The sequence below is a fragment of the Sulfurovum sp. TSL6 genome (genome assembly GCF_019972115.1).
In the GTDB taxonomy this organism is placed as follows: domain Bacteria; phylum Campylobacterota; class Campylobacteria; order Campylobacterales; family Sulfurovaceae; genus Sulfurovum.
This window is the reverse complement of record NZ_BPFJ01000002.1, coordinates 155213-169218: the sequence shown is the minus strand read 5'-3', so window position 1 is coordinate 169218 and position 14006 is coordinate 155213. Positions and strand designations below refer to the sequence as shown.

Genomic DNA, 14006 nt, shown 5'->3' with positions numbered 1-14006 from the left:
CTTGGTCATAGATAGGAAGGTGAAGTGATAACATTATTCGAAAATATAAAGACACATCTACCATTTACACTCTTAACTAAAAAAGAATTTGATCATATCAAAAACGATGCACAGATCGTCTATTATCCTAATGACACAGTGCTCATAGGTAAAGATAAAACGCCTGAAAACCTTTTTGTTGTGATAAAAGGTATCGTTGAAGTATTTGATGAGAATGAAGAACATATTGATATGTATCATACCCATGATATTTTTGGTGGTATTGAGATCATTGAAGATCAACCTTCCGAGTATAGTTACAAAGTGACAGAAGAATTGATATGTTTTGAGATTCCAAAGGCATCATTCCTGGATATTTGTGAAAGCAATAAGGATTTTAAACATTATTTCTTTTCAAGTATCGTAGAACGTATCGAGTTGCTTAAAGAGAAGAAAGAATATGCTTCTATGAGCGACTTGATGATAGCAAGGCTGGATGAATCTATTTTGCATAAAGCATGTGTCATTGCGTCCAATGTTTCTATCGTTGATTCACTGAAGCGTATGGATGAAGAGGGTGCAAGCTGTTTACTGGTTCAAAATGATGAAGGGTATGGCATTGTGACCGATGCAGATTTCAGATACTATATTCTCCAAAAAGAGGAAAAAAGTTTAGAAAATATCTCTCAGATACAAAGCTATCCTGCCATTTCCGTTAAAAATGGAGAACTTCTTTTTAACATTTTACTCTTGATGACAGAACACAGTATCAAACACCTTCCTGTGTTGGATGATGACAACAATGTTCTAGGCATACTTGAACTTGTTGATCTTTTGAGCTTCTTTTCCAATCAGTCCCATCTTATTACGGTTCAAATGGAGAGAGCACAAAAGCTTGAGAATGTGGTTGCCGCCGCCAAACGTTTGAATGTGATGATAGGTGCACTGCATGCAAAAGGGGTAAAAAGCCGCTATATTGCCAAGTTGGTCTCTGAGATCAACAGAAAAATGTATATGAAACTCTTTAAAATGATCATCCCTCATACATGGCATGATAAATGTACCCTCATCCTCCTGGGAAGTGAAGGGCGTGCTTCACAGATCCTAAGAACAGACCAGGATAATGCACTTGTCTTTGAGAAAGGTTTTATGCCTCAGGATGCAGCATCTGTGACACAGAGATTTATCGAAGTCCTTGACGAGATAGGTTTTCCGCGCTGTGAAGGTGAGATCATGATGATCAATCCAAAGTGGTGCAAACCGATCGAAGCATACAAAGAAGATATCTATGACTGGATGGAAGCACCAACGTATGAGAAATTTATGGATATGGCTATTTTCTTTGACTCTACCCCTGTTGCCGGAAAACTGTCACTGCATACGGAATTGATCGATTATCTCTTTCATAAAGTGGAACAAACCCCGTCGATCCTCATGCATTTTGCAAGAGCGATCGAAACGTTTGAGTCTCCACTGGGACTGTTTTCTCAATTTGTGCATGATAAAGCACATAAGAATGAGATAGATATCAAAAAAGGTGCTCTTTTTGCATTGATCCATGGGGTACGTGCATTGGCTTTGGAACATCAGATCAGAGCGACCAATACAACCCTGCGTATCAAAGCGCTGAATAATAGTGGTTTTTTGAGTAAAGAGGATGCGACAGAGTTGATGGAAGCACTGGAAGTATTCACTACACTGAGACTCCATTCTCAACTTTCGCAGCTGGCAAAAGGGGAGAAGATAGATAACTATATCTCTGTGGTCAACATAGGAAAGCTTGAACGTGACCTTTTAAAAGAGGCACTCAAAACAGTGAATAAGTTTAAAAAGATAGTAAGTTATCACTTTCATCTTTCTATAGTAGGTTAAATGTTTACATCATTAAAAAAGAAGTGGAACTTCAAACATCTTAAGGATGAACGCTTTACCTTTTTATTTGATGACGTGCCTACCGATGAGATGGTCGTTTTTGACTGTGAGACCACGGGTCTTGATCCCAAAACGGATGACATTATTTCGATCGGAGCAGTCAAGATAAAAGGTAATAGAATTCTTACGGATGAAGCGATACATATCTATATCGATCAGGATAAAGAGATCGATCCTAAAAGTATCACGATCCATCAGATAAGGAATTGTGATCTTTACGGGGCGATCCCTCTTCAAGAGGCAATAGAGAAGTTTCTTTATTATATCGGGAACAGACCTTTGGTAGGTTACTACCTGGAGTTTGATGTGGCTATGGTCAATAAATATATCAAGCCGATGTATGGTATTACCATACCCAATACACAAGAAGAGGTATCAGCGATCTATTATGATAAAAAGATCCCTGCTATACCACAAGGAAATATAGATCTGCGGTTCAATACGATCTTGGAAGATTTGGATCTACCAAAACTTCAAGCCCATGATGCATTAGATGATGCCATTATGACGGCTTTGATCTATCTTAAATTAAAAAATACAACGAAATTAAAATAATGATTATATAGGAGAAACAATGTTAAAAGAACTCTATCAACCAAACCCTGAATTTGCAAAAGATGCAAGAATAAAAAATATGGATGCATACCATGCTTTGGTAAAAAAGGCGACGGATGATTATGAAGGTTTCTGGAAAGAATTTGCAGATGAGAAGATCGATTGGTTCGAACCGTACACTACGGTATTGGATGAGTCCAATGCACCGTTCGTCAAATGGTTCGATGGTGGAAAACTCAATGTTACACACCAATGTATCGACCGACATCTAGAGACACAGAAAAATAAAGCAGCGATCATTTTTGAAGGTGACAGAGGTGACAAGCAAGTGATCACTTATCTTGATCTCTATGAAGAAGTAAATAAATTTGCCAATCTGCTTAAAGAAGATTTCGGTGTACAAAAAGGTGATAGAGTCGTGATCTATATGCCGATGATCCCTGAGGCTGCTTATGCAATGCTTGCCTGTGCACGTATCGGTGCGATCCACTCTATCGTATTTGGCGGGTTCTCTTCAGAAGCACTGCGTGACAGGATAGAAGATGCAGAGGCGAAAGTGGTGATCACGGCTGACGGTGCTTATAGAAAAACAAAACCTTATATGCTAAAACCTGTGGTAGATGAAGCACTGACAGGTAAAACACCGGTTGAAAAAGTGTTGGTTGTGGAGAGAAACCATGAAGATGTGACATGGGTAGAAGGACGTGACTATTCGTACAATGAACTTATACAAAGCAAAACTGCTCAATGTGATGCAGAACCTATGGAGAGTGAAGATCCTCTCTTCTTGCTCTATACTTCTGGTAGTACGGGAAAACCAAAAGGGGTACAACACAATACAGCCGGATATATTCTTTGGGCACAAATGACGATGGAATGGGTCTTTGATGTAAAACAAAATGATACCTACTGGTGTACGGCAGATATCGGCTGGATCACAGGGCATACCTACATCGTCTATGGACCGCTTGCAATGGGAGCGACCACAATCATGTTTGAAGGTGTGATTACCTTCCCTGATGCAGGCCGTCCTTGGAAAATGGTAGAAGAACATAAAGTCAACCAGTTCTATACAGCACCAACAGCGATACGTGTATTGCATAAAATGGGAGAAGAAGAACCGGCTAAATATGATCTCTCAAGTCTCAAAGTACTTGGAACGGTAGGAGAGCCTATCGATCCTCCTGCATGGAAATGGTATTATGAAGAAGTAGGTCAAAGTAAGTGTGCGATCGTAGATACATACTGGCAAACGGAGACTGGCGGACACATCGTTTCTCCGCTTCCTGGTGCGACACCTATCAAGCCTGCATGTGCAACACTTCCGTTACCGGGAATCATGGCTGAGATACTTGACCCTGAAACGGGTGAAAAAGTAGGTGAAGGTGAAAGCGGATATATGTGTGTTACACGCCCTTGGCCGTCACAGATCCGTGGTGTATGGGGTGATGATGAAAGGTTCAAAAAGTCATACTTCGGTGATGTGACAAAAGAGGGTAAGCCGGTATACTTTACAGGTGACGGTGCAATCTATGGTGAAAACGGTTATATTACGATCACTGGTCGTACAGATGATGTGATCAATGTATCTGGACACCGTATGGGTACAGCTGAAGTAGAAGCCGCGATCAAAAAGCATGAGAATGTAGCTGCGGTAGCAGTTGTAGGTAAGCCGCATGAGCTTAAGGGAGAAGGAATTTTTGCCTATATCGTACTCAAATCTGTACCTGCAGAGCATAAAGATGATGCAGCAAATGAACTGGAGACGATGAAAGAGATCAACGCGATCATTAAAACTGAGATCGGAAACATCGCACTATGTGATGATATGGTCTTTGTTCCAGACCTCCCAAAAACCAGATCAGGAAAGATCATGAGAAGGATACTCAGAGCACTGGCAAAAGGTGAAAAGATCACTCAAGATACTTCTACACTTGAAGATCCAACTGTTGTAGGTCAGATAGAGGCCCTTGTTAACGCATAAGGCTTACCGCTTATCCTCTCTGCTTAAAGAGTGTGAGGGTAAGCATACAAAAGAAAGATGATTTAAGACAAATATATGGAAAATTTTATACTGATCGTTTTGGCGCTTACCATCGGGTATGGATTCAAGAGACTAGGGATCTTTCCTGAAGAAGCCGCAGCGATATTAAATAAATTTGTGATCTTTATTTCTCTCCCGGCCATGATTCTCCTGCAAATACCTAAACTAACGCTTTCTATGGATATTTTAATTCCTGTGATCATTGCTTGGGTCGTTATGACTGTGACAGCGATCCTCACACTGTTGATTTCCAAGAAAATTCATTTTAGTAAAGAAATTACAGGTGCACTCATGCTTGTGGCTGTGCTTACGAACTCCTCTTTTTTAGGGATACCGATCATCAATGCCTATTTGGGTGATGAAGCATTGCCTTTTATCTTGGTGTATGACCAACTGGGTACTTTTTTAGCTCTGGCAACTTATGGTATATTTGTCGCAGCGTATTACTCAAATAAAAGTGAGATCAATGTACAGATCATGGCCGTAAAGATCCTGACATTTCCACCATTTATTTCATTGATCATTGCATTGTTGTTGATAGGTACACCTTTCCCTGATGCGATCTCAAAAGTCTTAGTCATGTTCGCCAATACGATCGTACCCATTGCTTTGGTCGCAGTGGGACTGCAACTACAACTCAAACTTCCTGGACACGAAATACGACCTTTTGCTATGGCACTGTTCATAAAATTGTTGATCGCCCCTATGATCGCACTGGCACTGGTGGCTATGGCAGGATGGACCAATCTGGCAGCAAGTGTATCTGTAATGGAAGCAGGCATGGCACCGATGGTCACAGCAGGAGCGATGGCTTCTTTGTCAGGACTGGCTCCAAGACTCAGTTCCGCTATCGTCGGTTATGGGATACTGCTCTCTTTTTTTACTACAGCAGTCTTATTTAAACTCCTATAGATTTAACAATCCCTTCACACACAAGAGAGTTGGTATTCCACCATCTTTTCAAAGGGAAGTAAAAATTGATCTAACTTTTTATTTTCTATCTCTTCCATTTGATGCGTGTTTAAAAGTTTTAAGACACATAAAGTCGACTCCATGGTACTGAGGCAGTACTCCTTTGGTTGTTCTTTAAATGTGAATTTTGAGACTTCTGTATGGGTAAAACTGACTTTTGGCAACATGTCAATATTGGGACTGGCAGTGAGAATGGCCCTCGAGCAGGGCCAGGTAGAGTCTATAAGAAAAATGACTGTGTTCTTTTGTTTCTCAGCGATGGATGCTTCATTGAGATTGATACTTCTTTCATGCGGGTAGAGAATGTAACAGGTATTGGACGGATCGTTTATGATATGGTTGATGGCTTTATGTTCTGTAAAATCAATGCCTACATGGATTTCACAATTTTCTAAAGAGAGGTTTGTAAAGTGACCTGTACCATTTTTGGTTTTTTTAAACTCTTTTGGATGCATCAAGATGACAAATCGTGTATTGGTTTCTATAGGCGTAATGTATTTGCACATACATGAGGTTTGAGGCCGGTAGCAATTGTAGCAGACGTTTCTATTTGTTTTCTTCATCAAGATACCGTTTTTTGAACCAAATATAATACACTGCAACCACTATAAATCCAAAACCTAAAGTAAAAGTGATGCCTTCAAGTGATAAGCCCCACTTGGATGCATATCCTATAAACATAGCTGTGGCGACATTGGAAAGCATGAAGAACATATCATTGTAAGAAATGACCCTTCCCATATAATGTGCATCTGTCTCTTCCTGGATAAGGAGGTATGTGTATGACCAAAGTGTTGTAATGAATAGACCCATGATAAAAAGTGCCATAAGTGCCAGATAGAAATTGTATTCCAGCATGGACCAGAGTATGATCGCAAGCCCCTGCATCACGAAAAAGTAGTGTAAATTCTCTTTTGAAATGATTCTACTGATGATAAAAGGCCCTATCATCAATCCTATGGCTCTAGTAGCGTTCATCCAACCTATGGCAAGCGGGACAGCGATAAATTCTTTATACTTAAAATCTGCGAGCAGCGTGATAAGGGCATCAAAACTGGTAAGTCCTATGGCAGCATGCAGTAAGATGAGGTGAAGGATCTTTTTATTGGCTATGAGATAGCTAAATCCATCTTTGAACATTTTCCAACTTGAGTCAATATGAGTTACTTTTTCAAGAGAGAGTTTTAGACCAAGCAGGAGCAGTACCGCGATACCATATAAGAGTGCATCTATCATAAATGCCGTATCAAAGCCCATAAAATGTGTCGCCAAGCCTCCTGCTGCCATACCTGATGCATAACAGAATGACCAGATGATTGAGTGTATCTCATTGGTGTTTTTCAGCATTTTCCCTTGTACGAGTTTAGGAAAAAGTGTCATCTCGGCAGAGAATAGCATCGAAGCAGCCGATGAGCGTAAAAATATGAGTAGCATTAAAACCCATATATATTCGAGTGAATTGATAAAAATAAACCCGAGGGTCATCACTATTTCAATGAGTAGAAGTATCAGCATGAGTTTTTTAAAGTCTATGCGGTCTATGATGATACCTATGAGGGGAGCAAGGATAACAGCGGGGAACATTGCCATAGCGGCAGTAAGGGCTACAGTGACTTCACTTGCACCGTAGGCAACGATCATCGAAAAAATGGCTACTTGTGAAAACCATGTACCAAAATAGGAGATGAGTTGTATGAGGGAAAGTCGTGCAATAACAGGGTGTTTAAGTGTTTCTATATACGTCATCTATTTTTTAATTACTCTTCATTGTGTGTGTCATGCAGACTATAGACTATCTTCTTGTTTTCAAGTATTTCTATATATTTATTAAAAGACTTCAATGCCAGTTTTGCATCGGTGGATGCCACAGAGATGGAAACCCTCCACCCGTCAGAATATAACTTGGGCAAGGAAGAAAACTCCACCTCTTTTGGCATGTTTTCCATGACTTCTATAAATATATTCTCTTTGCACAGTGCGGTAAGGGTGTGACGATGATACTCTCTTTTGTTCGGCAGCAGTTTTGCAAGTATCTTCTCTACCATAGGATGACTCATTTCCGGAAATCCAGGCATAAAATAGTAGCGCTCATCCAATGCAAATGCAGGCATTTGATTGACAGGATTCTCTAAAAGTGTTGCACCTTCAGGGAGTTCTGCCATACGGACAGAGTAGGGATAGGCTTTTTCACCAAGTTTGTTGACAATGATCTCTTTGGCTTCTTCATGTATATAAAGGGTTCCGTCTCTCAGTGCCATGGCTGCACATTTTCTGGTATGGTCATCGGGTGTAGAACCTATACCGCCAAAAGAGAAGAGTACAGCATTTTCCTGTGAGGCAATGAATTTGATCGTTTGAACAATAAGTGCAGGATCATCTTCGATAATTAATGATCCGGTAAGAGTGTGGCCTTTTTGTGCTAAAGCTCTGGTAACAAAGTCAAAGTGCTTATCAGCCCTTCGACGGTTAAGGATCTCTGTACCTATAATCAGGGCAAAAAATCTAGGTTCAGACACGATATTCTCTCTTTTATAAATTATGTCACTGCGAACGCCTTTGTAAGCGAAGCGATTCGAGAGCAGTGATGACTTTTACCTACTTTTCTAGAAAAGTAGATAAAGAATAAGTATTATTCTTCGATATAGTTTTTAAGTTTACGACCTACTTTAGGGTGTTTGAGTTTTTTGATCGCAGAAGATTCTATCTGTCTTACTCTTTCACGTGTCACACTTAGCTCTTTTCCTATTTCTTCAAGTGTTCTGTCACTTTCATCTTCAAGAAGACCAAAACGCATACGGATAACAGCTTTTTCTCTTTCGTTAAGCTGATCAAGTACGTCATCTATCTGGTTGTTCAGGTCATCTTTGAGTACTACATCTGTTGGGCTCAGTGTCGTTTTATCTTCAATGAAATCACCAAATCTACCATCATCTTCATCACCTACCGGTGTTTCAAGGCTCACAGGCTCTTTAGTGATTTTAATGACATTCTTCACTTTATCTACAGAGAGTCCTACTTCTTCAGCGATTGTATCAAGATCTGGCTCTTTTCCTGTTTCCTGAAGGTGTTTTCTGATGATCTTATTGATACGGTTAATCGTCTCTATCATGTGAATAGGGATACGAATGGTTCTTGCCTGATCTGCAATGGCTCTAGAGATAGCCTGACGTATCCACCATGTTGCATAGGTAGAAAATTTGTATCCTTTTTCATATTCAAATTTATCAACAGCTTTCATAAGACCGATGTTCCCTTCTTGAATAAGGTCAAGGAATGGAAGTCCTCTGTTTGTATAACGCTTAGCGATAGAAACAACCAATCTAAGGTTAGACTTTGCCATACGTGTTTTCGCTACTTCACTTTTTGCTTTACCTTGACGGATCTGTCCTAAAATCTCTTGGAGTTTCTCTTCAGAAAGATCAAATCCTCCTTTACTCGCTTCTCTGGTCTCAAAAAGTTTTTTGATCTCAACATACGTGCTTACCATAGTCGTCTCCGGTACGGCATCAATGATATCATCTTTATCCATCTTAATGATATTGTCAAGCAGTTTTTTATGATTGGCTTTGAGTGTATCATTGAAAAGTGGAAGTTTATACTCTAAACGTTTAAGCTCTTTCTCAAAACTATCATCGCTTTTAAGTGCAGTTTCCATGGCTTTAACGAGTTCATTGATCAGTTTAGAGGTTGGTCCGAGATTTAAAAGTGCAGCTTTAAGTGCTTCTTTCTTAAATGCAATTTTAAGACGTTCATGAAGGATCTTAACTTCATCATCTTCTGTTTCCAAAAATGTATCTAGATCTTCACGTGCCTTCATCCACTCTTTTTTTGCTTTTTCAAGTCGCTTAAAGCTCTCAACAACTTGTTTTACTCTTTTGTCATCTTTAGGTGCATTTGTTTCTGTTTCATTATCAGAATCATCAGAATCGTCAGAGTCATCTTTATCTGATTTGTCATCTTCAAAGCTTTTGAAAAGTTCTTTTACACGTCTTTCACGGTTAAGTAAAGGTTCTTTATAGTTGATGATATAGCCTATAAGGTAAGGAACAGAACAGATAGCATCGATGATGATATCTTCTCCCTCTTCAATACGCTTGGAGAGATCAACCTCCTCTTCTTTGGTCAGTAGAGGGATCTTCCCCATTTCACGTAAGTACATTCTGACAGGGCTGTCTGAACGGCTCCACTCAAGAAGTTCTTTTTCCTTATGAAGATCAAACTCATCTTCTGTACTGCCATCTGCAAGTTTTTTTCTTGCATCTTCTCTTCGCTTCTTTTCTTTTGTTGTGATGAACTTTGCATATTCTGAGGCAGAAACGATTTCTACTTTGGCATCTGAGCTAAGTTTATGGATCTTTTTAGCTTGTGCTGCAGTCGGTTGCTTGGTAAATTCTTTTGCGATGTTCTCTAATGTAACCACATCACCTTTTTTCTTAGACTGAATTAATGTTTCTATATTTTTCATACTGTCTTTTGTTGCCATTGAAAACCTTTGATGTGTGAGGCGAAAACCCTCTGGAGATATTAAAATGGATTATACCGAAATTTTATTAGTTTTTAGCATTGAATTTGTTAATTTTCCTTTTTTTAGCTATAATCGCGAAAATTTTTATCGTATCAATATCTAAAATATTAAAGTGTTTTAGTGAGAGGAATTACAAATAGACATTGGTTTATTTTGTAAGGAGATAGCATAAAAAAGGATAATACTTTGCAAGGTAAAGTTTGGAAATTTGGTGACAATATCGATACTGATTTGATCATCGCAGCAAGATATCTTAATACAAGTGAGCCATCAGAATTGGCAAAATATGTAATGGAAGATGCAGATCCTGAGTTTGTTTCGAAAATGACTGAGGGTGACATCATCGTTGCTGGTGAAAACTTTGGTTGTGGTTCTAGTCGTGAGCATGCACCTATCGCATTAAAGGCAGCCGGTGTAAGTGCTGTGATCGCACCTACATTTGCACGTATTTTTTACAGAAATGCATTTAATATGGGACTGCCTATCTTTGAACTTAAAGAAGCTTCTGAGATCAGTGAAGGTGACGTAGTGAGAATTGATATGGATGCAGGAGAAGTGATCAATGTCACACAGGCTAAAACCTATAAGTTTTCTCCTATTCCTGAATTCATGCAAGAGTTGGTAGATGCAGGCGGATTGATAGCATTTGCGAAAAAAGAGATTGAAAATAAACAAGAAGCGAAGGCATAATCATATGAGTAAAAGTTATAGAATCGGTGTAATTAAAGGTGATGGGATCGGTCCCGAAATCATCGATGAAGCGATAAAAGTATTGGATGCAGTTTCTGTTACACAAGGATTTAATCTTAAGTATGAAGAGATGCTTCTTGGCGGTGCTGCGATAGATGAAACAGGTGTTCCATTGCCAGAAGAAACGATTCAAGGTGTAAAAAAATGTGATGCTGTTCTATTTGGTGCGATAGGTGGACCAAAATGGGACACACTTGAGAGACATTTACGTCCTGAAACAGGGCTTTTAGGTCTTCGTAAAGAGATGGGAACATTTGCAAACCTAAGACCAGCGATGGTCTATGACGAGTTAGTAAATGCCTCAAGTCTTAAACCGAAGATCATCAAGGGTGTAGATATCATGGTCGTACGTGAACTGACTGGTGGTATCTATTTTGGTCAGCCAAGAGAACTTCATGATGATAATGCATTCAATACCATGATCTATACAAGAGAAGAGGTCAAACGTATCGCTATTGTGGCATTTGATATCGCTATGAAACGTAAAAAACGTATCTGTTCAGTAGATAAAGCAAATGTACTTGAGGTCAGCCAATTCTGGAGAGAGATCGTAGAAGAAGTCTCTAAAGATTATCCGGAAGTTGAACTTTCTCATATGTATGTAGATAACGCTGCAATGCAACTTATCCGTGATCCTAGACAGTTTGATGTGATCTTGACCGGAAATATCTTTGGTGATATCCTTTCAGATGCTGCGAGTATGTTAAGTGGATCTATCGGACTTCTTCCAAGTGCCAGTACAGGTAAGGGTGTAGGGTTGTTTGAACCTATTCATGGTTCTGCGCCGGATATCGCTGGACAAGGTATCGCTAATCCGTTGGCAACTATTTCATCTGCAAGTATGATGCTTCGTTATGCCTTAGGTGAAAACGAAGCAGCAGACAAAATAGATACTGCGATCAAAAAAGCATTGAGTGAAGGGTATCGTACAGGTGACATTGGTGATTATGATGCAAAAGAGATCTGTACTTGTAGTGAGATGGGTGATATTATCGCTGACTATGCATCCAAATAGGACTTAAACGCTGATATAGAGTCAACTTTTACGGTTGGCTCTTAGATAACTTCCAAATGATTTCGAAAGGGATACCATGCCCACTATCAAATCTTTTCCAAACTTTTTCTCACAAACCAACCCTCAAATACTTCAAAATATCAAAACAGTGACAGATTATTTGACACAAAAGTATCATGCCAAATGTTATATTGTCGGTGGTGCTGTACGTGATCGTCTTTTAGGATATGAATGTAAAGACTATGATATTGAGTGTTTTGGTATTACTATAGATGATTTTGAAACTGCAATGGATCATTTGGGTGCACAGGGTGTGGGTAAAAGTTTTTTTGTCTATAAATACCATGATTTAGACATTTCATTGCCTCGTACTGAGCAAAAAGTTTCCAAAGGACATCGCGGTTTTGAAGTCTCTTTGGCTACAGAAGAAAAAGAAGCATCGAGAAGAAGGGATTTTACGATCAATGCATTGATGTATGATATTCAAGATGAACACATACTTGACTTTTGGGATGGGTTGAAAGATCTGAAAAATAAAATGCTGCGTGTGGTAGATGAAAAATCATTTGTAGAAGACAGTTTACGTGTATTACGTGCCATGCAGTTTGCTGCACGATTTGGCTTTAAAGTGGAAGAGAAGAGTTGTAGATTGTGTCAGAGTATCTCTCTAGATGATCTACCGAAAGAACGGGTATTTAGAGAGTTCGAAAAAATGTTTATGAGTAAATATTTGCACTACGGTCTTTATTATCTATTTGGTCTTGGTATAGGACAGCAACTTTTTGATGTGCAGATAGAAAAAAATACATTTATCATGTTAAGCAGGGTATTACAAAAAAGTCAAAAGAATTTTGTAGAGAAACTAAGACCGTATTATTTTATTTTTATTTGTAAAGAGCACTTTTCCATAGATATCAAAGAGCTGTTAGACAGACTAAGGGCACCTAAGAGTTACTATAAAAAAGTAGCAGAATCACCAGCACCTAACAATGTTACTATATCTTTCATAGCAAACCTATCACTGAAAGAAGGCATTATAGAGTATGTAGGTAACTATCATAGAGATGTGATCACTATGGCAAAAAAATTGAATGTATGGGACAAACCTTTTGACAGAGGGGTAACACCTTCAGAGTTGATGGCTGAAGGTTTTTCAGGTAAAGCTTTAGGTGATGAACTTCAGCGACGAACTGAAGAGAAGATAAAGGACATCTCTCTAAAGAGTTTGAAAGAAAAATAGGTATAATTTTACAATTCAATAGTAACTAGGGTGAATATGGAAAAAAGAGCAAGAGTTTTAATTGACTGTGAAGATGCAAAAGGTTTAGTGTATCAGATCGCTAAAGTCTTTTATGACAGAGATTTAAATATTGATAATAACCGTGAATTTGTTGACAAAGAACGTGGACGATTTTTTATGCGTACAGTCGTTTCCGGAATGTTCGATATTCAGGAATTACTTCAAGAACTCAAAACGGTAGCACCTGATGATGCCCATATTAGGGTCATAGAGCCTAAAGATAAGAAAATTATCCTTATGGCAACAAAGGAGTCCCATGCCCTTGGTGACATTCTTGTACGTCATGCAAATGGTGAACTTGATGCACAGATAGAGTGTGTCATCGCGAACCATGATACACTTGAGACATTCGTACGCAGATTTGACATCCCTTTCTTTCATGTTCCAGCAGACAATATGAGCAGGGAAGAACATGAAGGACATGTGATGAAATTGATAGGTGAGTTTGAGTTTGATTATATTGTGCTTGCAAAATATATGCGTATACTTACTCCTGATTTTGTCAAAGCCTATCCAGAAAAAATCATTAACATTCATCACTCTTTCCTTCCTGCGTTTATAGGTGCTAATCCTTATAAGCAGGCATTTGAAAGAGGGGTAAAGATTATCGGGGCCACAGCACATTTTGTAACTGATGATCTCGATGAAGGTCCTATCATCGCACAAGATGTGATCCCGGTTAATCATCGTCTTTCCTGGCGAGATATGCAAAGAGCGGGAAGTGATGGGGAAAAGATCGTTCTGTCACGTGCTTTGTCATTGGTACTACATGACAGAGTATTTGTAAATGGCAATAAAACGGTTGTCTTTTAGGGCTCTTTTTTAATTACACAAAGTGCGTTTTGTCACTGTGAACGACTTTGTAAGCGCAGCGATTCGAGAACAGTGATGTTTTTTTTGCTTCGTTTTTTTCTAAAAAAATGACGAGAGAAAC

General features: G+C 39.0%; 12 protein-coding genes. 8 read left to right on the top strand and 4 right to left on the bottom strand.

Annotated features, from left to right (window positions below; all coding sequences use genetic code 11):
- The first annotated feature begins 24 nt into the window (after positions 1 to 24).
- From LDM93_RS05775 to LDM93_RS05760, 4 genes are all read left to right on the top strand, one after another.
- Positions 25 to 1851 carry a putative nucleotidyltransferase substrate binding domain-containing protein gene (locus LDM93_RS05775; RefSeq protein WP_223891222.1) on the top strand — a complete coding sequence of 609 codons (1827 nt, stop codon included), beginning with the start codon at positions 25 to 27 and terminating at the stop codon, positions 1849 to 1851.
- Positions 1852 to 2466: a 3'-5' exonuclease gene (locus tag LDM93_RS05770; protein WP_223891221.1), complete on the top strand. Its 615-nt coding sequence runs from the start codon at positions 1852 to 1854 to the stop codon at positions 2464 to 2466.
- Between the two features lie 19 nt (positions 2467 to 2485).
- Positions 2486 to 4450 (top strand): acetate--CoA ligase, encoded by a 1965-nt coding sequence (gene acs, locus LDM93_RS05765; RefSeq protein WP_223891220.1) that lies wholly within the window; start codon positions 2486 to 2488, stop codon positions 4448 to 4450.
- Between the two features lie 75 nt (positions 4451 to 4525).
- Positions 4526 to 5422: an AEC family transporter gene (locus LDM93_RS05760; protein WP_223891219.1), complete on the top strand. Its 897-nt coding sequence runs from the start codon at positions 4526 to 4528 to the stop codon at positions 5420 to 5422.
- Positions 5423 to 5436: 14 nt separating this feature from the next.
- Here LDM93_RS05760 and LDM93_RS05755 read toward each other — a convergent pair whose 3' ends face one another.
- The 4 genes from LDM93_RS05755 to rpoD form a co-directional block, all read right to left on the bottom strand.
- Entirely contained in the window at positions 5437 to 6045 is a 609-nt protein-coding gene (locus LDM93_RS05755) for a tRNA-uridine aminocarboxypropyltransferase (protein WP_223891218.1), read from the bottom strand.
- Positions 6029 to 7228: an MFS transporter gene (locus tag LDM93_RS05750; RefSeq protein WP_223891217.1), complete on the bottom strand. Its 1200-nt coding sequence runs from the start codon at positions 7226 to 7228 to the stop codon at positions 6029 to 6031. Before LDM93_RS05750 ends, LDM93_RS05755 begins: the two co-directional genes overlap by 17 nt.
- A gap of 11 nt (positions 7229 to 7239) precedes the next feature.
- Complete coding sequence (locus LDM93_RS05745; protein ID WP_223891216.1) at positions 7240 to 7998, bottom strand: molybdopterin-binding protein; 759 nt, start codon at positions 7996 to 7998, stop codon at positions 7240 to 7242.
- Positions 7999 to 8111: 113 nt separating this feature from the next.
- Positions 8112 to 9965 (bottom strand): RNA polymerase sigma factor RpoD, encoded by a 1854-nt coding sequence (gene rpoD / locus LDM93_RS05740; protein WP_223891215.1) that lies wholly within the window; start codon positions 9963 to 9965, stop codon positions 8112 to 8114.
- Between the two features lie 228 nt (positions 9966 to 10193).
- Between rpoD and LDM93_RS05735 the strand changes: the two genes are divergently transcribed.
- The 4 genes from LDM93_RS05735 to purU all read left to right on the top strand — a co-directional run bounded on the left by LDM93_RS05735 (position 10194) and on the right by purU (position 13885).
- Positions 10194 to 10697 carry a 3-isopropylmalate dehydratase small subunit gene (locus LDM93_RS05735; RefSeq protein ID WP_374706126.1) on the top strand — a complete coding sequence of 168 codons (504 nt, stop codon included), beginning with the start codon at positions 10194 to 10196 and terminating at the stop codon, positions 10695 to 10697.
- A 4-nt stretch (positions 10698 to 10701) separates the two neighbouring features.
- Positions 10702 to 11772, top strand: coding sequence for a 3-isopropylmalate dehydrogenase (leuB, locus tag LDM93_RS05730; protein ID WP_223891214.1), 1071 nt, complete (start codon positions 10702 to 10704; stop codon positions 11770 to 11772).
- A gap of 76 nt (positions 11773 to 11848) precedes the next feature.
- The gene (locus LDM93_RS05725; RefSeq protein WP_223891213.1) at positions 11849 to 13012 is read left to right on the top strand and encodes a CCA tRNA nucleotidyltransferase; all 1164 of its coding nucleotides are present in this window, start codon (positions 11849 to 11851) and stop codon (positions 13010 to 13012) included.
- 36 nt (positions 13013 to 13048) lie between these two features.
- Positions 13049 to 13885: a formyltetrahydrofolate deformylase gene (gene purU, locus LDM93_RS05720; protein ID WP_223891211.1), complete on the top strand. Its 837-nt coding sequence runs from the start codon at positions 13049 to 13051 to the stop codon at positions 13883 to 13885.
- Positions 13886 to 14006 lie beyond the last annotated feature (121 nt).